Genomic DNA, 19,829 nt, shown 5'->3' with positions numbered 1-19,829 from the left:
GCGGGCCGGCGGCGGTCACGCCTCCGGGGCGCGCCGCTCGCCGGGCGGGAGCAGCAGCACCTCCAGGGCCCGCGCACAGCCCCGCGCCTGGCTCAGGAACCAGTCGAGCCGGGCGTCGGTGAGCACCGCCGGCGCCGCCCGCAGCGCGAGCGCGAACCGGGCGTGTCCGGCCCGGTCGAGGACCGGCACCGCGACCGTGCGCACACCGAGCCCCGTCGCGCCGTCGTCCAGGACGTGGCCCCGCTCCCGTACCCGTCCCCACTCCTCGTCCGGTGCGCCGGCGCGCGGCCAGGCGAGCAGCACCCTGCCCGGGGCCGTCGAGCGCAGCGGCAGCCGCAGCCCCGCCTTCGGGGTGACCGGACCGCCGGCCACGATCACCGCGTACGGGCCGCTGCGCAGCGCGAGGTCGACGGTGGCGCCGGTGCGCGCGGCCAGCTCGCCGAGTTCGGGCGCGGCCAGATGCAGTCCGCGCTGGTGGTACGAGAGCCGGCCGAGCTCCGTCACGGCCGGGCCCAGGCGGTAGCGGGCGGTGCGCGCGTCCTGCTCCAGGAAGCCGGCCGAGAGCAGCGTCCGGGCCAGCCGGTGCGCGGTCGACGTGGGCAGGCCGAGCCGGCGGGCGAGGTCGGAGGCGCTCAGGTCGGGCCCGTTGTCGTGGAAGCAGTGCAGGACGTCCAGGGCCCGGCGGACGGCCTGGGACCCCGCCGGCGCGGTCGCGGTCCCCGCCCCGGGTCCGGCGTCGACGCCGGCCTCGGCTTCGGTGGTCATGTGCGTGGCTCCCCCTCGCTGATCGGCGCGGTCTCGGCGATCGGCCACCACGCTCCCATATGACGGGAGCCGGACAAGCGCGGAAGCGGGACCGGCAACACGGCGTTCACGCGTTCCCGGGGAGGGGCGAGGAGGCGCGGAAAGGGCCCGAGCGGGTACCGTGGGTGGCGGAAACGATACCGCGTGTGCTCGGCGCGCCGCGTTGATCGGACGTTGATGGCGCGTTTAGGGCGGCGGGTCAGGCTGCTGCCATGCAGATCGACACGATGCCCTCCGCCCCGGCCGCCCTCGTCGCTCCCGACCTCTCCTGGCAGGAGAACGCGCTGTGCGCCCAGGCGGGACCGGAGTTCTTCTTCCCGGCGCCCGGCTCCTCGACCCGCGAGGCGAAGATGCTCTGCGGGGCCTGCGAGGGCCGGGTGGCGTGCCTGGAGTACGCGCTCACGCACGACGAGCGGTTCGGGGTGTGGGGCGGGCTCTCCGAGAAGGAGCGGATCCGGCTCAAGCGCCGCCGCGGCTGACGGGGCCGACCCCGTGGAGGCCGTCCCCGTCAGGCCGGAAGTGGACCTTCACACTGGAAGCGGACCGTCACACCGGAGGTGGACCGTCGCACCGGAACCGGACCGTCACGCCGGACCGTCAGCCCGGAAGCGGGCCGTCGCACCGGAAACGGACCGTCAGCCCGCCGCGCGGGACGCCATCCGCGCCTTGCGCGCCGCGAGCCGCTCGTCGAACTTGCTCGCCTCGCTGTCCAGGCCGTTCATGTACAGCCCCAGCTCCTCCTGGGCCTGCAGACCCTCCGGGCCGAGACCGTCGATCTGGAGGACCTTGAGGAAGCGCAGCACCGGCTGGAGCACGTCGTCGTGGTGGATGCGCAGGTTGTAGATCTCGCCGATGGCCATCTGGGCGGCCGCGCGCTCGAAGCCGGGCATGCCGTGACCGGGCATCCGGAAGTTGACGACCACGTCCCGCACGGCCTGCATCGTCAGGTCGGGGGCGAGCTCGAAGGCCGCGCCCAGCAGGTTGCGGTAGAAGACCATGTGCAGGTTCTCGTCGAGCGCGATGCGCGCGAGCATGCGGTCGCAGACCGGGTCGCCGGACTGGTGGCCGGTGTTGCGGTGCGAGATGCGGGTTGCGAGCTCCTGGAAGGCGACGTACGCGACCGAGTGAAGCATCGAGTGCCGGTTGTCCGACTCGAACCCCTCGCTCATGTGTGCCATGCGGAAACGTTCCAGCTCGTCCGGGTCGACCGCGCGCGAGGCCAGCAGGTAGTCGCGCATCACGATCCCGTGCCGGCCCTCCTCGGCGGTCCAGCGGTGCACCCAGGTGCCCCAGGCGCCGTCGCGGCCGAAGAGGCTGGCGATCTCGTGGTGGTAGCTCGGCAGGTTGTCCTCGGTGAGCAGGTTCACCACGAGCGCGATGCGGCCGATGTCGGTGACCTTGGACTGGGAGCGGTCCCAGGCCTCGCCGTCCTCGAAGAACCCGGGGAAGTTCCGGGCGTCCGACCACGGCACGTACTCGTGCGGCATCCAGTCCTTGGTGATTTTCAGGTGCCGGTTGAGCTCCTTCTCGACGACCTCTTCGAGGGCGTAGAGGAGTCGTGCGTCGGTCCACCCGGCGGAACTGGAGAGGTGGGGGGAGGTGAGCGTCACGGGAACTCCTGGGGACGGAGAAGGGCATACGGAACTACCTACGTCTACGTAGGTTACGAGACCGTAGGTTAAGGGCCGGATAAGGGGGTGGCCAAGCCCGTCCCGCCGGGAGAGACCCGGGTCACGCCCCGTCGCGCCCCGTTTGACCTGCTGTGACGGCTCCGGGAGGAGAGGGGCGCGGCCCCCGCCTTGACGGCGGGGACCGCGCAGACGCGCCGCTCTTCACCCCGGATGGCGGTACCGAGAGGCCGGGCGTCGGGCCGCCGTCACTCCACCGTCGGCGCCTCCACGGTCTCCGGGGCCACCTCTGCCTCCGCGTCCTTCCCGGTCTCCGCCGCCTTCCCGGTCCGCTCCGCCGTCCCGGTCTCCTCCCGAGTGGCGAAGTTCCCGGTGCGCGCCGCCTCGGCCGTCGTCGGCCGCAGCTCCCCGTCGAGACGCATCCACCGGGTGATCCCGAGCGATTCCAGGAACGGCACGTCGTGGCTCGCCACGACCAGCGCACCCTCGTACGCTTCGAGCGCCGCCGTCAGGCTCCGCACCGACGCCATGTCCAGGTTGTTGGTCGGCTCGTCGAGCATCAGCAGCTGCGGAGCCGGTTCGGCGAGCAGCAGCGCGGCCAGCGTCGCGCGGAAGCGCTCGCCGCCCGACAGCGTCCCGGCGGCCCGGTCGGCCCGGGCGCCCCGGAACAGGAACCGGGCGAGGCGTGCCCGGATCTCGTTGGCCGTCGCCGCCGGCGCGAACCGCGCCACGTTCTGCACGACGCTCAGCTCGTCGTCGAGCACGTCGAGCCGCTGCGGCAGGAAGCGCAGCGGAACCCGCACCGCCGCCTCGCCCGCCACCGGGGCCAGCTCGCCCGCGATCGTCCGCAGCAGCGTCGTCTTCCCGGCCCCGTTCCGGCCGATCAGCGCCACCCGCTCCGGGCCCCGCAGCTCGAACTCCCCGTCGACCCTCGCCCCGTACGGCAGCTCGAGATCGCGCAGGAGCAGCACGCCACGCCCGGGATGGACGACCGTGCGCGGCAGCTCGATGCGGATCTCGTCGTCGTCCCGCACGGCCTCCACCGCCGCGTCGAGCCGCGAGCGCGCCTCGGCGAGCCGTTCCGTGTGCAGTGCACGGTGCTTGCCCGACGACACCTCGGCGGCGGCCCTGCGGTTGTTGGCGACGATCTTCGGTACGACCTTGTTCTCGTAGCTCTTCTGCCCGAAGCGCTTGCGCCGGGCCAACTTGACCTGGGCGTCGACGAGTTCGCGCTTCTGGCGCTGTACGTCGGCCTCCGCGACCCGCACCATCCGTTCGGCCGCCTCCTGTTCGGCCGCGAGCGCGTCCTGGTAGTCCGACCAGGCGCCGCCGTACCAGGCGACCTCGCCGTCGCGCAGATCGGCGATCTGGTCGACCCGCTCCAGGAGTTCACGGTCGTGGCTCACCACGACGAGCACTCCGGACCAGGCGTCCACCGCCTCGTACAGCCGCCGCCGGGCGACCAGGTCGAGGTTGTTCGTCGGCTCGTCGAGCAGCAGCACGTCGGGCCGGGCGAGCAGCAGCGCTGCGAGCCGGAGCAGCACGGACTCGCCGCCGGAGATCTCGCCGATCGTGCGGTCCAGGCCGATGTGCCCGAGCCCGAGCTGGTCGAGCACGGCGAGCGCCCGCTCCTCCACGTCCCAGTCGTCGCCGACGGCCGTGAAGTGCTCCTCCGCCGTGTCGCCGGACTCGATGGCGTGCAGCGCCGCCCGGGTCGCCTCGATGCCGAGGGCCCGGTCGACCGGCAGCCCGGTGCGCAGCACCAGGTTCTGCGGGAGGTAACCGAGCTCACCGGCGACGCGGACCGAGCCGGCGCCCGGCGTGAGCTCGCCGGCGATCAGCTTGAGCAGGGTCGACTTCCCGGAGCCGTTCAGGCCGACCAGACCGGTGCGGCCGGGGCCGACGGCCAGCCGGAAGTCGTCGAGGACGGGAGTGCCGTCGGGCCAGGAGAAGGACAGATTGGTGCAGGTGATGAAGGTGGGGCGATTCGCCATGGTGGTCTCCCGGTTGCGAAGCGTGGAACAGGGCATCGCGTGAGACACCGGGACGCGGGCGGCAATCCGGAAGCGGAGCGGCCGAGGGGATCAACCCTGGGCGGCTGCGGATCGGAGCGGCGCTCGTACGCCGAGGTCGAGGACGGCACACGCGGCGGCTGGGCGGCACGCGCGGCACGGTGTCTCGAACCTCAGACGAGCAACGGCCTTCTCCGATCGGGTGACAACAGGGCCACCGAGAACGTTACGGAGCGGGGGAGGGGGCCGCAAACGATTTACGGCGGGGGCGTCCGGGAGGGGCGCGGGGAGGCTTCGGGTGCTCCGCGGGGAGGCTACGGGTGCTCTTCGAGGAGCTGGGCCAGGTTCCCGTCCCAGTCGAGGTAGCGGTGCTCACGGCCGCGCGGCACCAGACGCTGCGAGCGCTCCAGGAAACCGCGCAGCTCGGAGGTCCGCACGTGCACCATGGCCACGCCCTCGGGCGCGTGGAACTCGACCACCGTGCGGTCGTAGCCGTACGGCCGCAGCCGCACGTCCCCGACGCCCGCCGGGCCCTCGACGCCCTCCGCCAGCAGCTCGCGCGCGAAGGCCCACGACACCTCGACCCCTTCCAGGGTCGCCGGCGGCGGGAAGGCGATGCTCACGGCGTACGGGTCCTCGCGGTCGTACCGGAGCGTGGCGGCGACCGACTCCATGCGGGGCGCGGACGCGACCAGGCGGGCCTGCACGGACTGCTCGATGACGGTGGACATGGCCCAGCCTCCTGTCGCGCGGCTACGTTCTCGTGGCATCTCCCTGACACAAGGAGAGACGAACCGCGGGGCCGGTTCGTGCACCGCAGGGGTACGTGAGCTGTGTCACCGCGCGCCGGCGCCGGCCGTCCGCGCCGGTCAGCGGGTCTCCGCCCGGTCGAAGTCGCCGCCCGCGCAGGGGCCCGAGTGGTCGCAGTACGGCTGGTTGCCGGAGGATCCGCAGCCGCACAGCACCGCCCGCGTCTCGTGCCGCCCGTCCGCGCCCGGTCCGGCGGACACGAGGAGGTCCCCGCGCATCACGAGCCGTCCGTCGGGCATCCGGCGCACGGTGGCGGGCACGTCCCCGGTCTCGGGAGGCTCGGCGGAGGCGCCCGCCGGGCGGTACTGCAGCGCGCCGGACGGGCAGCGGCGGATCACCTCGGCGACCAGCGCGGGATCGGCCTGGTCCGGCTGCACCCAGGGACGCTGCTCGACGTCGAAGACACCGGGCAGGCCGCGGACGCATTCGGCGGCGTGCAGACAGCGGCGCGGCTCGAAGGTGACGGTGATGCCCTCGCCGTCGTACTCCTTGAGCTTCGGCCTGTCGCCCGGGACGGGGTCGGTCGTGCGGTCCGTCATGCGCACCAGCCTAGGAAGGGCGGGGCCGGAACGCACTCTGGACGGGATCATCGCGGTGGGCTAGCTTCCGGCGCCATGACGTCCATGGGGAAGACGAGACGAATGATGGCGGCGGGACTGGCGGGGGCGGCGCTGGCCACGGCGCTGGCGGTCCCTGCCACGGCGACGGCAGCCACGGCAGCTACGGCAGCGACTGCCGGCGCGGCGGCCACGGCAGCGACGGCCGCCACGACGGCGCACGAGCGGACGCCGGGGGAGTGGCGGCTCACTCAGAGCGGCACGGACGCGCGCTTCCGGGGGCTGGCCGCGGTGAGCCGGTCGGTCGCCTGGGCCGCCGGTTCCAAGGGGACGGTGCTGCGCACCACCGACGGCGGGAAGAGCTGGCGAAACGTCTCTCCGGCCGGGGCCGGGGAGCTGGAGTTCCGTGACGTGGAGGCGTTCGACGCCCGGCGGGCCGTGGTGCTGGCGATCGGCGAGGGCGAGGCGTCCCGGGTCTTTCGCACCGACGACGGCGGCGCGACCTGGACGGAGTCCTTCCGCAACACCGATCCGCGGGCCTTCTACGACTGCATGACCTTCTTCGACCAGCGGCACGGGCTCGCGATGAGCGACCCGGTCGACGGCCGGTACCGCCTCCTGTCCACCCGCGACGGCGGCCGCTCCTGGCAGGTCCTGCCGAGCGACGGCATGCCGCCCGCGCAGCCCGGCGAGGCCGGCTTCGCGGCGAGCGGCCAGTGCCTGGTGTCGGCCGGGCCGCGCGACGTGTGGCTGGCGACCGGCGGCGGCGCGACCGGGCGCGTGCTGCACTCGGCCGACCGCGGCCTGACCTGGACCGCCACCGAGACCACCGTCCCGGCGGGCGAGGGCGCCAAGGGCGTCTTCGGGCTCGCCTTCCGCGACCGCCGGCACGGCATCGCCGTCGGCGGCGACTACCGCGAGGACCAGCCCTCGCCGCGGGCCGCCGCCGTCACCGGCGACGCCGGCCGCACCTGGACCACGTCCGCCACCCCGCCGCCCGCCTACCGCTCCGGCGTCGCCTGGCTCCCGCACACCACGTCCGCCGCCCTCGCCGTCGGCCCCACCGGCACCGACCTCACCACCGACGGCGGCCGCACCTGGCGCACGGTCGACTCCGGCTCGTACGACACGGTCACCTGCACCGACGACGGCGCCTGCTGGGCCTCCGGCGAGAAGGGCCGCATCGCGCGCATGACGTCGCGGTGACCGGCCGGGCGCACGGCGAGGGCCTGTCCGGCGGATCAGGGGCGGACAGGCCCTAGGCGGGCAGCCCGTCCCGGAACGGGGCGAGCCCGTCCGCGGTCTTCGTCGCGTAGAACTGCACGATCCGGTACGCGCACACCCCGGCCACGCTGAACGGGTCGGTCGCCACGAGCCTCTCGATCTCCGCGCGATCGACCCCGCCGGCCAGGATCACCCCGCCCTCCCGCGGCTCCTTCCGGCCGGACGCCAGGAACACGCCGGCGGCGTACTGCGCCTCCAGCCACTCGCGGTGTGCGGGAAGCAGGGCGTCGACCTGCTCGATGGGCGCGTGATAGCTCAACTCAAGTACGAACATGAGCGCCAGGCTAGGCGACGGGTCTCCGCCGCCTTCGGCATAAGGTCCCGATCATGACGATCATCGAGATTCCCGACGGGTGGCCGGCCGACGAGGACGCGGCGCTCGCCGCGCAGGCGGAGCTGCGGCAGCGGCTCGTCCTCGACGAGGAGGGACCCCGGGCCGGGGAGGGGCACGTGACCGGCGTCGACGTCGCCTACGACGACGAGCGGGATCTCGTCGCCGCCGCGGCCGTCGTCCTCGACGCCGGAACCCTGGAGGTGGTGGAGGAGGCGACGGCCGTGGGCCGGGTCTCGTTCCCTTATGTGCCGGGCCTGTTGGCGTTCCGGGAGGTGCCGACCGTACTCGCCGCGCTCGGACGGCTGAGCGCCGGTCCGGGGCTGCTCGTCTGCGACGGGTACGGGATCGCGCATCCGCGCCGCTTCGGCCTCGCGAGCCATCTCGGAGTGCTCACCGGCCTGCCGTCGATCGGCGTCGCCAAGAACCCGTTCACCTTCACGTACGGTCAACCCGGGCCGGAGCGCGGCGCGTTCAGCGAACTCGTCGCCGATGGCGAGAGTGTCGGGCGGGCCCTGCGCACCCGGGCCGGCGTGAAGCCGGTCTTCGTGTCCGTCGGGCACCGGGTGTCCCTCGACCGGGCCTGCGCGCACACCCTGCGGCTGACCCCGCGCTACCGCCTGCCCGAGACCACCCGGCACGCGGACGCGCTGTGCCGGCGGGCGCTCGCCGACGCGCTCGCGGAGAAATGAGCACGCGGGCGCAGTGACGGCTGGGACGGCTGAGTACCCGTACGGATACCGGACCGTTACCAAGGGACGGCAAAGTGGGGGTCATGACATCCCCCGGTACCACGGGTGCCACCCCGATCGGCACCCTGCAGTGCGTCGTCCTGGACTGCCCCGACGTCCTCGAACTGGCGAACTTCTACCAGCACTTGCTCGGCGGCGAGATCAACCAGCCCGACCCCCAGTGGGCCGTCGGCGACGCCTGGGCCACCCTGCACTGCGCCTCGGGAGCCGCCCCGGTCCTCGCCTTCCAGGGCGTGGCCGACCACCGGCCGCCGGTGTGGGGCGCGCCCGAGCAGCAGTTCCACATCGACGTACGGGTCGACGACCTGGAGGCCGCCCACGAGGCGGTGACGGCGCTCGGTGCCTGGCGGCTCGACGAGACGGCGGGGGACGACCGGCCCTGGCGGATCTACGCCGACCCGGCCGGCCACCCGTTCTGTCTCGTACGGCACTGAGCCCGTACGGCACCGAGTTCGTACGACACCGAATCCGTACGGCACCGAATCCGTACGGCACTGAGCCCGTACGGCACCGAGGCGCCCGGAAGGCGCCCGGGCCGCGCTCAGCCCGAGTGCGCCACCCGGAAGCGCAGGCCCGCCGCCCGCAGCCGTTCGAGGAGCGCGTCGCCCATCGCGACCGCCGTCGTGACCTGCCCGGCGGTGGGCGGCAGCGCGTCGAAGGCGAGGCACAGCGCCGACTCGGCGAGCATCTTCGCCGTCTCGTCGTATCCCGGGTCGCCGCCCGAGACCTCCGTGAAGACCCGCCGTCCGCCGCCCTCCCCGACGAACCGGACGGAGAACCAGCTGCGCGCCCGCCGCTCCGCGTCCGGGCCGCGGCCCGGCTCGTAACGCTCCATCAGCCAGCGCCGCACGAAAGGCAGTTGGGCGGCGAGGACGCCCGTGCCGACCACCGCCGAGCCGCCGAGCGCCATCGGCAGGGTCTTCACGGAGGCGTAGTGGCGGTAGCGGAAGTCCGGGCCGTAGCGCGGCAGCGCCCGCGCCGAGCGTGCCACCACCTGCGGGTCGAGCGTCGGCAGCGGCAGCGCCCAGGTGCCCGTCTCGCGGCTGAAGCGCGGCCCGCCGAGCGGGGCGCGGGCCCGCCGGGTCACCAGACGCGGCTCGTGCAGCCGCCGTTCGTGCGCGGCGCGCAGGATCTCCCGGCCGCGCCCGAAGGCCGTGACGGCCGAGGCGAAGGTGCCGCCCGAGAAGACCGCGCCGGCCCGGACGAAGCCGTCGACGCGCAGCGGCACCCCCTCGGGCAGCTGCCGCACCGTGAAGTACACGCCCAGGTCGTGCGGGACCGAGTCGAAGCCGCAGGCGTGCACGAGCCGGGCGCCGGTCTCGCGGGCGCGGGCGTCGTGGCGCACGTACATGCGGTCGACGAACTCCGCCTCGCCGGTCAGATCCAGGTAGTCGGTGCCGGCCTCCGCGCACGCGGCGACCAGCTCCTCCCCGTACCAGACGTAGGGGCCGACCGTGCTGGCCACCACCCGCGCGGATCCTGCGAGTTCGCGCAGCGCGGCCGGGTCGGTGGAGTCCGCGACGACCAGCGGCAGTTCGGCGCAGCGCGGCCAGCGCCTGGCGAGGCGCTCGCGCAGAGCGGTGAGCTTGCCGCGGCTGCGGCCGGCGAGGGCCCAGCGGCAGTGTGCCGGGGCATGCTCGGCCAGATACTCCGCGGTGAGCTCGCCCACGAATCCGGTCGCCCCGAAGAGCACCACGTCGTACGGCCTCACTGCCGCCCCTGTCTCCATCCCGCCCAGCCCCTCCGCATTCGCCCGCGCCGTCCCCCGGCGCGGATGCCGTCGGCGGACTCCAGGGCCTGTCCGGCGGATCACGGCCGGGTCCGCGGGGCCTTGTCCGGCCCGCAGCCGCCGGACAGACCCTAGCGGACGCCCCGGCGCGGGCGACCCGGACGTACCCCCGGGTAATTTCCAAGCGCTTGCTCGGCCCGGGGGCTTGTGCCGAGTGGAACACGTTCCTAGCATCTTCGGTGTTACATCATCACTGTCACACTCACCGCGAACCCCCTGGGGGCCCGATGACGACACCAGGCCGGTCCCGCACCGGACCGCTTTCCGGCGTTCGCGTGGTCGAGCTCGCCGGCATCGGCCCCGGCCCCTTCGCCGCCATGCTCCTCGCCGACCTCGGCGCCGACGTGGTGCGCGTCGACCGCCCAGGCGGCCCGGGCCTCGGCATCGACCCGGCGTTCGACCTCACCAACCGCAACAAGCGCTCCGTCCTCGTCGACCTCAAGGCCGACGGCGGCCCGGACACCGTGCTCGACCTCGTCGCCCGCGCCGACGTCCTCATCGAGGGCTACCGCCCCGGCGTCGCCGAACGCCTCGGCGTCGGCCCCGACGCCTGCCTCGCCCGCAACCCCCGGCTCGTCTACGGCCGGATGACCGGCTGGGGCCAGGACGGACCGCTCGCCCCCACCGCCGGCCACGACATCGGCTACATCGCGATCACCGGCACCCTCGGCATGATCGGCCCCGACCCCGAAGGCCCGCCCAGCATCCCCGCCAACCTGGTCGGCGACTACGCGGGCGGCTCCCTCTACCTCGTCATCGGCGTCCTCGCCGCCCTCCAGCACGCCCGTGCGCACGGCGAGGGCCAGGTCGTCGACGCCGCCATCGTCGACGGCACCGCCCACCTCGCCACCATGATCCACGGCATGCTCGCGGCCGGCGGCTGGCAGGACCGGCGCGGGGTCAACCTGCTCGACGGCGGCTGCCCCTTCTACGGGACGTACGCGACCTCCGACGGCGGCCACATGGCCGTCGGCGCGCTGGAGCAGCAGTTCTACGACGAGTTCGTCCGCCTCCTCGGCATCGAGGACCTCGCCCCCGCGCGCCACGACCTCGCCCGCTGGGGCGAGCTGCGCGCGGCCGTCGCCGACCGCTTCCGCACCCGTACGAGAGACGAGTGGACGGCCGTCTTCGAGGGCACCGACGCCTGTGTGGCCCCCGTGCTCTCGCTGCGCGAGGCGCCCGCCCATCCGCACCTGGCCGCCCGCGGAACCTTCGTCGAGCACGCCGGACTCGTCCAGCCCGCGCCCGCGCCCCGCTTCTCCGCCACCCCCGGCACGGTCCGCACCGGCCCCGCGCTGCCGGGCGCCGACACCGACGAGGTCGCCCGCGACTGGGCCGTACCCGCACTCCACCCTGACGCCCGACACCCCGACGCCCAGCACCCCGATGACGCCAAGGAGCAGCAGGCATGAAGCGCCGGCTCTACACCGCCGACCACGAGGCGTTCCGCGAGACCGTCCGCACCTTCCTCGCCAAGGAGGTGCTGCCGCACTACGAGCAGTGGGAGAAGGACGGCATCGTCTCCCGCGAGGTCTGGCGCGCCGCCGGCCGGCAGGGGCTGCTCGGCCTCGCCGTCGACGAGGAGTACGGCGGCGGCGGCAACCCCGACTTCCGCTACAGCGTCGTGCTCGCCGAGGAGTTCACCCGCGCCGGCACCCCCGGCCTCGCCATCGGCCTGCACAACGACATCATCGGCCCGTACCTCACCTCGCTCGCCACCGAGGAACAGAAGCGGCGCTGGCTGCCCGGATTCTGCAGCGGCGAGATCATCACGGCCATCGCCATGACCGAGCCGGGCGCCGGCTCCGACCTCCAGGGCATCCGCACCACCGCCGAGGACCACGGCGACCACTGGATCCTCAACGGCTCCAAGACCTTCATCTCCAACGGCATCCTCGCCGACCTCGTGGTCGTCGTCGCGAAGACCACCCCCGAGGGCGGCGCCCACGGCCTCTCCCTGCTCGTCGTCGAGCGCGGCGCCGAGGGCTTCGAGCGCGGCCGCAACCTCGACAAGATCGGTCAGAAGTCCCAGGACACCGCCGAACTGTTCTTCAACGACGTCCGCGTCCCCAAGGAGAACCTGCTCGGCGAGCTCGACGGCGCCTTCGTCCACCTGATGACCAACCTCGCGCAGGAGCGGCTCGCCATCGCCGTCGCCGCGATCGCGGGCGCCGAACACCTTCTGGAGCTGACGACCGCCTACGTCAAGGAGCGCGAGGCGTTCGGCCGGCCGCTCGCCCGGCTCCAGCACATCCGCTTCGAGATCGCCGAGATGGCCACCGAGTGCGCCGTCACCCGCAGCTTCCTCGACCGCTGCGTCGAGGAGCACGCCGACCCCGACGGGCCGGGCCTCGACGCCGTCCACGCCTCCATGGCCAAGTGGTGGTCCACCGAACTGCAGAAGCGGGTCGCCGACCGCTGTCTGCAACTGCACGGGGGATACGGCTACATGAGCGAATTCCCGGTCGCCAGGGCCTTCACCGACGGCCGGATCCAGACCATTTACGGCGGGACGACCGAGATCATGAAGGAGATCATCGGCCGCTCCCTGCTCGGCTGACCGCCGGCCCGCCCCTCACCCCGAACAGACTCGCCCGAAAGGCAACACCGTGACCACCGAAGCGTACGTCTACGACGCGATCCGCACCCCGCGCGGCCGCGGCAAGGCCAACGGGGCCCTGCACGGCACCAAGCCGATCGACCTCGTCGTCGGCCTCATCCACGAGATCCAGGCCCGCCAGCCCGGCCTCGACCCGGCCGCCATCGACGACATCGTGCTCGGCGTCGTCGGCCCCGTCGGCGACCAGGGCTCCGTCATCGCCCGGATCGCCGCCATCGCCGCCGGCCTGCCCGACACCGTCGCCGGCGTCCAGGAGAACCGCTTCTGCGCCTCCGGTCTCGAAGCCGTCAACCTCGCCGCCATGAAGGTCCGCTCCGGCTGGGAGGACCTCGTCCTCGCCGGCGGCGTCGAGTCCATGTCCCGGGTGCCGATGGCCTCCGACGGCGGCGCCTGGTTCGCCGACCCGATGACCAACATCGCCACCAACTTCGTGCCCCAGGGCATCGGCGCCGACCTCATCGCCACCATCGAGGGCTTCACCCGCCGCGACGTCGACGAGTACGCCGCCCTCTCCCAGGAGCGCGCCGCCGCGGCCTGGAAGGACGGCCGCTTCGACCGCTCCGTCGTGCCCGTCAAGGACCGCGCCGGGCTCACCGTCCTCGACCACGACGAGCACATGCGCCCCGGCACCACCGCCGACTCGCTGGCCCGCCTCAAGCCCTCCTTCGCCGACATCGGCGAGCTCGGCGGCTTCGACGCGGTGGCGCTGCAGAAGTACCACTGGGTCGAGGAGATCGACCACGTCCACCACGCCGGCAACTCCTCCGGAATCGTCGACGGCGCCTCGCTCGTCGCCATCGGCTCCAAGGAGGTCGGCGAGCGCTACGGGCTCACGCCCCGCGCCCGCATCGTCTCCGCCGCGGTCTCCGGCTCCGAGCCCACCATCATGCTCACCGGCCCCGCCCCCGCCACCCGCAAGGCGCTCGCCAAGGCCGGCCTGACCATCGACGACATCGACCTGGTCGAGATCAACGAGGCGTTCGCCGCCGTCGTGCTCCGCTTCGTCAGGGACATGGGCATCTCCCTCGACAAGGTCAACGTCAACGGCGGCGCCATCGCGCTCGGCCACCCGCTCGGCGCCACCGGCGCGATGATCCTCGGCACCCTCGTCGACGAGCTGGAGCGCCAGGACAAGCGCTACGGCCTCGCCACCCTCTGCGTCGGCGGCGGCATGGGCATCGCCACCATCGTCGAGCGCGTCTGACGTCCCGTCCGAATCCCTCTTACGGAGAAGCAGCAGTCATGAGCGAGAGCACCACCATCCGCTGGGAGCAGGACGAGACCGGCGTCGTCACCCTCGTCCTCGACGACCCCAACCAGTCCGCCAACACCATGAACCAGGCGTTCCGCGCCTCCATCAAGGCGATCGCCGACCGCGCCGTGGCCGAGAAGGACTCCATCCGCGGCATCATCTACACCTCCGCGAAGAAGACCTTCTTCGCCGGCGGCGACCTCAAGGACATGATCAAGGCCGGCCCCGAGGACGCCCGGGCGATCTTCGACACCGCCATCGAGATCAAGGACGCGCTGCGCCGCATCGAGACCCTCGGCAAGCCCGTCGTCGCCGCCGTCAACGGCGCCGCGCTCGGCGGCGGCTACGAGATCGCCCTCGCCTCCCACCACCGCGTCGCCCTCGACGCGCCCGGCTCCAAGATCGGCCTGCCCGAGGTCACCCTCGGCCTGCTGCCCGGTGGCGGCGGCGTCGCCCGCACCGTTCGCCTCATGGGCATCACCGACGCGCTGCTCAAGGTGCTGCTCCAGGGCACCCAGTACAACCCGAAGCGCGCCCTCGACAACGGGCTCGTGCACGAGCTGGCCGCCACCCCGGAGGAGATGCTCGCGAAGGCCCGCGCCTTCATCGACGCCCACCCCGAGTCGGCGCAGCCCTGGGACGTGCCCGGCTACCGGATCCCCGGCGGCACCCCGGCGAACCCGAAGTTCGCCGCCAACCTGCCGGCCTTCCCCGCCAACCTGCGCAAGCAGCTGAACGGCGCCCCCTACCCGGCCCCGCGCAACATCATGGCGGCGGCCGTCGAGGGCTCCCAGGTCGACTTCGAGACCGCGCTCACCATCGAGAGCCGCTACTTCACCGAGCTGGTCGTCGGCCAGACCGCGAAGAACATGATCCAGGCGTTCTTCTTCGACCTCCAGGCCGTCAACTCCGGCGCCAGCCGCCCCAAGGGCGTCGAGCGGCGCGAGGTCACCAAGGTCGCCGTGCTCGGCGCCGGCATGATGGGCGCCGGCATCGCGTACTCCTGCGCCCGCGCCGGCATCCGGGTCGTCCTCAAGGACGTCTCCACCGAGGCCGCCGCCAAGGGCAAGGCGTACTCCGAGAAGCTCTGCGCCAAGGCCGTCGCCAAGGGACGCACCACCCAGGAGAAGGCCGACGCGCTGCTCGCCCTCATCACGCCGACCGGCGACGTGGCCGACCTCGCCGGCTGCGACGCCGTCATCGAGGCGGTCTTCGAGGACACCTCGCTCAAGCACAAGGTGTTCCAGGAGATCCAGCACGTCGTCGAGCCCGACGCGCTGCTCTGCTCCAACACCTCCACGCTCCCCATCACCGTCCTCGCCGAGGGCGTCGAGCGCCAGGCCGACTTCATCGGCCTGCACTTCTTCTCGCCCGTCGACAAGATGCCGCTCGTCGAGATCATCAAGGGCGAGCGGACCGGCGACGAGGCCCTGGCCCGCGCGTTCGACCTGGTGCGCCAGATCAACAAGACGCCGATCGTCGTCAACGACTCGCGCGGCTTCTTCACCTCCCGGGTGATCGGCCACTTCATCAACGAGGGCGTCGCCATGGTCGGCGAGGGCATCGAGCCCGCCTCCGTCGAGCAGGCCGCCGCCCAGGCCGGCTACCCGGCGAAGGTGCTCTCCCTGATGGACGAGCTGACCCTCACCCTGCCGCGCAAGATCCGCAACGAGACGCGCAAGGCGATCGAGGAGGCCGGCGGCACCTGGGTCAGCCACCCGGGCGAGCTCGTCATCGACCGCATGGTCGACGAGTTCGGCCGCCCCGGCCGCAGCGGCGGCGCCGGCTTCTACGAGTACGGCGAGGACGGCAGGCGCGGCAAGCTCTGGCCCGGACTGCGCGAGCACTTCACCAAGCCCGAGGTCGAGGTCCCGTTCCGCGACATGCAGGAGCGGATGCTCTTCGCCGAGGCCCTCGACACCGTCCGGCTGATCGAGGAGGGCGTGCTGACGTCGGTCGCCGACGCCAACATCGGCTCCATCCTCGGCATCGGCTTCCCGGCCTGGACCGGTGGTGTGCTCCAGTACATCAACGGTTACGAGGGCGGCGTCGCCGGCTTCGTGGAGCGGGCCCGCGAGCTGGCGGCGACGTACGGCGAGCGCTTCACCCCGCCGGCGCTCCTGGTGGAGAAGGCGGAGCGCGGCGAGGTCTTCACGGACGCCTGAGGCAGACGCCTGAGGCCAGACTCCTGAGTCAGACGCTTGAGGCGGACACCTGAGTCAGACGCCTGAGGCAGACACCTGAGTCAGACGCCTGGGTCAGCGGCTCCGAAAGGCCGTCCGGAGTTCCTCGCTGAGGGATCGCTGGAAGGCCGTCACGAGGGCCTGGATCACCATCGGCTGCATGTGCGCCGACAGCGACTTCATCGCGGTCAGGTGATCCGGGTCCGCGCCGCTCTCCCGGTACGGGCTCCACACCTGCTCCTGGAACAGCCGGGCCAGCTCCTGCGCGGCGGCCCGGGCGTGCTCCAGGAGCACGGTGCGGGAGGCGAGGATCGTCTCGTGCTCGATCGGCACGTCGAGCAGCTCGACGCCGAGCCGCAGCAGGGAGCCGTCGAGCCGGAAGGCGTCGGGGTCGGCGGTGCGGTCGAGCACGCCCATCGCCGCCAGCCGGTCCACGTCCCGGTCCGCGAGCGGGCGCCCGGCCCGGCGCTCCAGCTCCTGCCGGGTGATCTCCTCGGCGGACTCGGGCGCCCAGGAGGCGACGAGGGCCCGGTGGATCGCCAGGTCCTGCGCGCTGAGGTCCGGCGGCAGCTGCTCCAGATAGCGCTCGATCGCCGCGAGCGTCATCCCCTGCCGCTGCAGCTCCTCGATCAGCGCGAGCCGCGACAGGTGCTCGGGCCCGTACCGCCCGACCCGCCGCGGCCCGATCACGGGCGGCGGCAACAGCCCCCGCGTGCCGTAGAACCGCACGGTCCGCACGGTGACGCCGGCCCGCGCGGCCAGCTCGTCCACGGTGTACACGGGCGCGGTGGCGGCCCACTGCTCGCTTTCCTGCTCCATGGTTCAACAGTATTGCTGTCTCACCAGGTGTGTAAAAGACCGCTGCGCAGCTTGGGCGGGGCGACGACGCCGCTGACAGAATGAAGGCGTGGGCCTGACGTTCTTCGACGACGAGCGGCTGGCACGGGACGTGTACGCGGCGGTGAGCTTCAGCGCCGGCGGTGAGGAAGCCGCTTCGGGCATCTCCCGGCAGCTCGCCCCGATCGTCGCGCACGACGGGCTCTGCCTCCGGGGCACCGATCCCGTCCTGGGCACCGAGCTCTGCTGGTTCAGTTTCTGGCACGGCTACGAGCCCGCCCTCGCCTCGCCCTCCTCACCCACCGCATCGCCGGTCCGGGCCCGCGCGGGCCGGCCGGCACGGCCCGGACGGACAGCGCCGTCGCCGTCGTCGGCGGGCGGTCGCACGACCGCGAGGCGGACCGGATCCTCGCCGCTCACGGGGCCGGATCGGAGCTCTGGCTGAGGCTCGCCGACGCGCGCGGGGCCTGGGGAGAGCTACGGCTGCTGCGTGCCTCGGGCGGGCGTCCGTTCGGCGAGGACGACACCCGACGGGCGTTGCGGCTCGCGCCGGCCCTGCTCGCCGTCCTCCGGCGCTACGGGACGTCCGGCCCGCTCAGTCCGGGCCCGGACGCTCCGGTCCTGCCCGCCGGCGTGGTCGTCATGGGCGCCGACCACAGTGTCAAGGCGGTCAGCCCGCAGGCGAGGGCCTGGGTCGAACAGGCGGTGGCGGGGGCCGAGCCCGCTGTCCCGGCGGGGGTCTCCGACGCCTTCTTCCACGCCCTGTCGCTCGCCGCCCGCGCCCGGGGCGATACCCGGGGTCCCTTGCTCTGCATGCCGCCTGCGCGCTGCGGCCGATGGTTCACCGCCCAGGCCGAGCCGCTCGGCGAGGACGCCGCCGCCGATCTCGCCATCATCCTGCAAGGGGCGGCCGGAGACACGGTCACGCCGTCGTTCTGCGCCTGGTACGGGCTCACGCCCAGGGAACGCGAGGTCGTCGCCGAGCTCCGTGGCGGCGCGCCCGTCAAGCGGATCGCGCGGCGCCTCGGCGTGTCCCCGTACACGGTCAACGACCACCTCAAGGCGGTGTTCCGCAAGACGGGCGCCGAGGGCCGCGACGAACTGGTCGCGGCACTGACCCGCTGAACTGCCCGAACGCCCATGTCCATCCCCAATTTCAGGGATCCTCCGCGGCCCGGCCGCCAGCCACGATGGAGGTCGAGTCGCAGAGGAGTGATCGTATGGGTACGTGGAACGCCGAGTGGTTCACGGTGCCGGGCGCGGCCGTGTTCGACACAGGCAGGCCGATCACGTCGGTGTCTCGCTCCGAGGAGAACGTCGACCTGTTCGTGGTGGGCAACGACAACCGGGTGTGGTCGCAGTTCTGGAGTGCGCAGGCCGGTTGGCACGGGGACTGGTTCCCGGTGCCGGGGCAGGCGGTCTTCGACGGGCAGCCGGTGGCTGCGGTGGCCCGGGACGCGGAGCATCTGGACCTGTTCGTGGTGGGCTACGACAACCGGGTGTGGTCGCAGTTCTGGAGTGCGCAGACCGGTTGGCACGGGGACTGGATGCCGGTGCCGGGGCAGGCGGTCTTCGACGGGCAGCCGGTGGCTGCGGTGGCCCGGGACAAGGACCATCTGGACCTGTTCCTGGTGGGCCACGACAACCGGGTCTGGTCGCAGTACTGGAGCGCCGAGCGGGGCTGGGCCGCCGACTGGGCGCCCGTACCGGGTGCGGCGGTGTTCGACGGGCAGCCGGTGGCTGCGGTGGCCCGGGACGGGGAGCATCTCGATCTGTTCGTGGTGGGCCACGACAACCGGGTCTGGTCGCAGTTCTGGAGTGCGCAGGCCGGGTGGCACGCCGACTGGATGCCGGTGCCGGGCGCGGCCGTGTTCGACCAGCAGCCGGTGGCGGCCCTCAGCCGCGACAGGGATCGCCTCGATCTGTTCCTGTTGGGCAAGGACAACCACGTCTGGACGCAGTTCTGGAGCGCCGACGGGGGCTGGAACACCGACTGGTTCGCGGTGCCCGGTGCGGCCGTCTTCGAGCAGGGCCGGCACATCACCACGGCGTCCCGGGTCCCCGGGCACATCGACCTCTACGTCATGGGGAACGACAGCCACGTCTGGACGACCAACTGGAGCGCGGAGCAGGGCTGGGCCGCCGACTGGTTCCCAGTGCCCGGACAGGCCGTCTTCGACCGGCACCAGCCGGTGACGGCCGTGTCCCGCCGCGGCAACCACCTCGACCTCTTCGTCCTCGGGCTCGACAACCACGTGTGGTCGACGTACTGGCACCACCGCACCCTGCAGTTCCGGCTGCGTTATTTCGTCGAGAAGGAGTCGACCGACGCCGTCCTCCAGGGCGGCGACGACGAGGTGTACGTCTCCGCGCTCGGCGTGGACTCGGCATCGGTCGTGGCACGGCCGGACGGCACGTACGGTGCCGAGGTCGTCAAGGGCGGCGAGATCGGGGACGTGTCCGAGGACGACGTGCGCGACCCCTGGCGCGACCGGCCGCACGTGCTCATGGAGTTCGACATCGACCGGCCCGGACCCTGGCCCCGGTCGTACACGACCACCCTGCTGGTGATCGAGCACGACGACGGCGACCTGAGGAGCGGGTTCGACACCCTGTACGGCGCCTTCGGCGGCCAGATCAGGGACGCCGTCGTCAAGGCCGCGACCACGGCCGGCGCGGTGATCACCGGGGCCGCCGTCGCCGGCGCGATCGGCGCGCTGGCCGGCGCCGCCTTCGACGCGGTGAACGAGAAGATCAGGTCCGGACTGGCGGACGAGTCCTTCACGCCGATCCCGATCACGGTCGGCGTCGACGGCCCGGAGCGCTTCGCGGGGCACCCCGCCATGGAGCGCCCGCTCACTCAGAAGGTGGAGCAGTTCGGCGGGTCCTACGAGATCCTCTACGACTGGCACGTCGCCTGACAGCGCGAGGCCCTGGCACACGAGAAGCCCCGCCGGAACGGCTCCGGCG

General features: G+C 72.9%; 19 protein-coding genes. 11 read left to right on the top strand and 8 right to left on the bottom strand.

What is annotated here, in order from left to right; genetic code table 11:
- Positions 1–15 precede the first annotated feature (15 nt).
- On the bottom strand, positions 16–765 hold the full coding sequence (locus ACFYU9_RS18120) for an IclR family transcriptional regulator (RefSeq protein WP_389345358.1): 750 nt from the start codon (positions 763–765) through the stop codon (positions 16–18).
- A 251-nt stretch (positions 766–1,016) separates the two neighbouring features.
- Between ACFYU9_RS18120 and ACFYU9_RS18115 the strand changes: the two genes are divergently transcribed.
- Positions 1,017–1,283: a WhiB family transcriptional regulator gene (locus tag ACFYU9_RS18115; RefSeq protein ID WP_389206928.1), complete on the top strand. Its 267-nt coding sequence runs from the start codon at positions 1,017–1,019 to the stop codon at positions 1,281–1,283.
- A gap of 156 nt (positions 1,284–1,439) precedes the next feature.
- On the opposite strand, the gene ACFYU9_RS18110 is transcribed toward ACFYU9_RS18115, so the two are convergent.
- From ACFYU9_RS18110 to ACFYU9_RS18095, 4 genes are all read right to left on the bottom strand, one after another.
- Positions 1,440–2,414, bottom strand: a complete 975-nt coding sequence (locus ACFYU9_RS18110; RefSeq protein WP_389206926.1) for an acyl-ACP desaturase — start codon at positions 2,412–2,414, stop codon at positions 1,440–1,442.
- Positions 2,415–2,680: 266 nt separating this feature from the next.
- Complete coding sequence (locus tag ACFYU9_RS18105) at positions 2,681–4,426, bottom strand: ABC-F family ATP-binding cassette domain-containing protein (protein ID WP_389345357.1); 1,746 nt, start codon at positions 4,424–4,426, stop codon at positions 2,681–2,683.
- Between the two features lie 332 nt (positions 4,427–4,758).
- Positions 4,759–5,175 (bottom strand): SsgA family sporulation/cell division regulator, encoded by a 417-nt coding sequence (locus tag ACFYU9_RS18100; RefSeq protein ID WP_389206923.1) that lies wholly within the window; start codon positions 5,173–5,175, stop codon positions 4,759–4,761.
- A gap of 138 nt (positions 5,176–5,313) precedes the next feature.
- Entirely contained in the window at positions 5,314–5,793 is a 480-nt protein-coding gene (locus tag ACFYU9_RS18095; protein ID WP_389206921.1) for a (4Fe-4S)-binding protein, read from the bottom strand.
- A 75-nt stretch (positions 5,794–5,868) separates the two neighbouring features.
- Between ACFYU9_RS18095 and ACFYU9_RS18090 the strand changes: the two genes are divergently transcribed.
- A complete protein-coding gene (locus ACFYU9_RS18090) occupies positions 5,869–7,017 on the top strand; it encodes a WD40/YVTN/BNR-like repeat-containing protein (RefSeq protein WP_389345356.1) in 1,149 nt (382 codons plus the stop codon).
- Positions 7,018–7,069: 52 nt separating this feature from the next.
- On the opposite strand, the gene ACFYU9_RS18085 is transcribed toward ACFYU9_RS18090, so the two are convergent.
- On the bottom strand, positions 7,070–7,369 hold the full coding sequence (locus ACFYU9_RS18085) for a YciI family protein (protein WP_389345355.1): 300 nt from the start codon (positions 7,367–7,369) through the stop codon (positions 7,070–7,072).
- 53 nt (positions 7,370–7,422) lie between these two features.
- On the opposite strand from ACFYU9_RS18085, the gene ACFYU9_RS18080 reads away from it, so the two are divergent.
- Positions 7,423–8,118 (top strand): endonuclease V, encoded by a 696-nt coding sequence (locus ACFYU9_RS18080; RefSeq protein ID WP_389206914.1) that lies wholly within the window; start codon positions 7,423–7,425, stop codon positions 8,116–8,118.
- A gap of 83 nt (positions 8,119–8,201) precedes the next feature.
- The gene (locus ACFYU9_RS18075; RefSeq protein ID WP_389345354.1) at positions 8,202–8,612 is read left to right on the top strand and encodes a VOC family protein; all 411 of its coding nucleotides are present in this window, start codon (positions 8,202–8,204) and stop codon (positions 8,610–8,612) included.
- Positions 8,613–8,719: 107 nt separating this feature from the next.
- On the opposite strand, the gene ACFYU9_RS18070 is transcribed toward ACFYU9_RS18075, so the two are convergent.
- Positions 8,720–9,907 (bottom strand): saccharopine dehydrogenase family protein, encoded by a 1,188-nt coding sequence (locus tag ACFYU9_RS18070; protein ID WP_389206910.1) that lies wholly within the window; start codon positions 9,905–9,907, stop codon positions 8,720–8,722.
- 287 nt (positions 9,908–10,194) lie between these two features.
- On the opposite strand from ACFYU9_RS18070, the gene ACFYU9_RS18065 reads away from it, so the two are divergent.
- From ACFYU9_RS18065 to ACFYU9_RS18050, 4 genes are read left to right on the top strand one after another with little or no spacing between them, the layout of a single operon-like run.
- Positions 10,195–11,379 (top strand): CaiB/BaiF CoA transferase family protein, encoded by a 1,185-nt coding sequence (locus tag ACFYU9_RS18065; protein ID WP_389345353.1) that lies wholly within the window; start codon positions 10,195–10,197, stop codon positions 11,377–11,379.
- A complete protein-coding gene (locus tag ACFYU9_RS18060; RefSeq protein ID WP_389206907.1) occupies positions 11,376–12,527 on the top strand; it encodes an acyl-CoA dehydrogenase family protein in 1,152 nt (383 codons plus the stop codon). The genes ACFYU9_RS18065 and ACFYU9_RS18060 overlap by 4 nt, the downstream gene beginning before the upstream one ends.
- A gap of 49 nt (positions 12,528–12,576) precedes the next feature.
- A complete protein-coding gene (locus tag ACFYU9_RS18055; RefSeq protein ID WP_389345352.1) occupies positions 12,577–13,791 on the top strand; it encodes an acetyl-CoA C-acetyltransferase in 1,215 nt (404 codons plus the stop codon).
- Between the two features lie 38 nt (positions 13,792–13,829).
- On the top strand, positions 13,830–16,004 hold the full coding sequence (locus ACFYU9_RS18050; protein WP_389206903.1) for a 3-hydroxyacyl-CoA dehydrogenase NAD-binding domain-containing protein: 2,175 nt from the start codon (positions 13,830–13,832) through the stop codon (positions 16,002–16,004).
- A gap of 93 nt (positions 16,005–16,097) precedes the next feature.
- Here ACFYU9_RS18050 and ACFYU9_RS18045 read toward each other — a convergent pair whose 3' ends face one another.
- Positions 16,098–16,841 (bottom strand): MerR family transcriptional regulator, encoded by a 744-nt coding sequence (locus tag ACFYU9_RS18045; RefSeq protein ID WP_389206901.1) that lies wholly within the window; start codon positions 16,839–16,841, stop codon positions 16,098–16,100.
- A gap of 88 nt (positions 16,842–16,929) precedes the next feature.
- On the opposite strand from ACFYU9_RS18045, the gene ACFYU9_RS18040 reads away from it, so the two are divergent.
- From ACFYU9_RS18040 to ACFYU9_RS18030, 3 genes are all read left to right on the top strand, one after another.
- The gene (locus ACFYU9_RS18040; protein ID WP_389345351.1) at positions 16,930–17,304 is read left to right on the top strand and encodes a hypothetical protein; all 375 of its coding nucleotides are present in this window, start codon (positions 16,930–16,932) and stop codon (positions 17,302–17,304) included.
- A gap of 92 nt (positions 17,305–17,396) precedes the next feature.
- Entirely contained in the window at positions 17,397–17,984 is a 588-nt protein-coding gene (locus ACFYU9_RS18035; protein WP_389345350.1) for a helix-turn-helix transcriptional regulator, read from the top strand.
- Between the two features lie 95 nt (positions 17,985–18,079).
- Positions 18,080–19,780 carry a hypothetical protein gene (locus ACFYU9_RS18030; RefSeq protein WP_389345349.1) on the top strand — a complete coding sequence of 567 codons (1,701 nt, stop codon included), beginning with the start codon at positions 18,080–18,082 and terminating at the stop codon, positions 19,778–19,780.
- Positions 19,781–19,829: the final 49 nt, after the last annotated feature.

Origin of the sequence: Streptomyces sp. NPDC004327 (genome assembly GCF_042873935.1) — a bacterium.
In the GTDB taxonomy this organism is placed as follows: Bacteria; Actinomycetota; Actinomycetes; order Streptomycetales; family Streptomycetaceae; genus Streptomyces.
This window is presented reverse-complemented; position numbering and strand designations above follow the sequence as displayed.

Bases quoted from the DNA above. Each gene is read 5' to 3' on its own strand.
- ACFYU9_RS18120 (WP_389345358.1), bottom strand. From the start codon at position 765: ATGACCACCGAAGCCGAGGCCGGCGTCGACGCCGGACCCGGGGCGGGG.
- ACFYU9_RS18115 (WP_389206928.1), top strand. From the start codon at position 1,017: ATGCAGATCGACACGATGCCCTCCGCCCCGGCCGCCCTCGTCGCTCCC.
- ACFYU9_RS18105 (WP_389345357.1), bottom strand. From the start codon at position 4,426: ATGGCGAATCGCCCCACCTTCATCACCTGCACCAATCTGTCCTTCTCC.
- ACFYU9_RS18100 (WP_389206923.1), bottom strand. From the start codon at position 5,175: ATGTCCACCGTCATCGAGCAGTCCGTGCAGGCCCGCCTGGTCGCGTCC.
- ACFYU9_RS18095 (WP_389206921.1), bottom strand. From the start codon at position 5,793: ATGACGGACCGCACGACCGACCCCGTCCCGGGCGACAGGCCGAAGCTC.
- ACFYU9_RS18090 (WP_389345356.1), top strand. From the start codon at position 5,869: ATGACGTCCATGGGGAAGACGAGACGAATGATGGCGGCGGGACTGGCG.
- ACFYU9_RS18085 (WP_389345355.1), bottom strand. From the start codon at position 7,369: ATGTTCGTACTTGAGTTGAGCTATCACGCGCCCATCGAGCAGGTCGAC.
- ACFYU9_RS18080 (WP_389206914.1), top strand. From the start codon at position 7,423: ATGACGATCATCGAGATTCCCGACGGGTGGCCGGCCGACGAGGACGCG.
- ACFYU9_RS18075 (WP_389345354.1), top strand. From the start codon at position 8,202: ATGACATCCCCCGGTACCACGGGTGCCACCCCGATCGGCACCCTGCAG.
- ACFYU9_RS18070 (WP_389206910.1), bottom strand. From the start codon at position 9,907: ATGGAGACAGGGGCGGCAGTGAGGCCGTACGACGTGGTGCTCTTCGGG.
- ACFYU9_RS18065 (WP_389345353.1), top strand. From the start codon at position 10,195: ATGACGACACCAGGCCGGTCCCGCACCGGACCGCTTTCCGGCGTTCGC.
- ACFYU9_RS18060 (WP_389206907.1), top strand. From the start codon at position 11,376: ATGAAGCGCCGGCTCTACACCGCCGACCACGAGGCGTTCCGCGAGACC.
- ACFYU9_RS18050 (WP_389206903.1), top strand. From the start codon at position 13,830: ATGAGCGAGAGCACCACCATCCGCTGGGAGCAGGACGAGACCGGCGTC.
- ACFYU9_RS18045 (WP_389206901.1), bottom strand. From the start codon at position 16,841: ATGGAGCAGGAAAGCGAGCAGTGGGCCGCCACCGCGCCCGTGTACACC.
- ACFYU9_RS18030 (WP_389345349.1), top strand. From the start codon at position 18,080: ATGGGTACGTGGAACGCCGAGTGGTTCACGGTGCCGGGCGCGGCCGTG.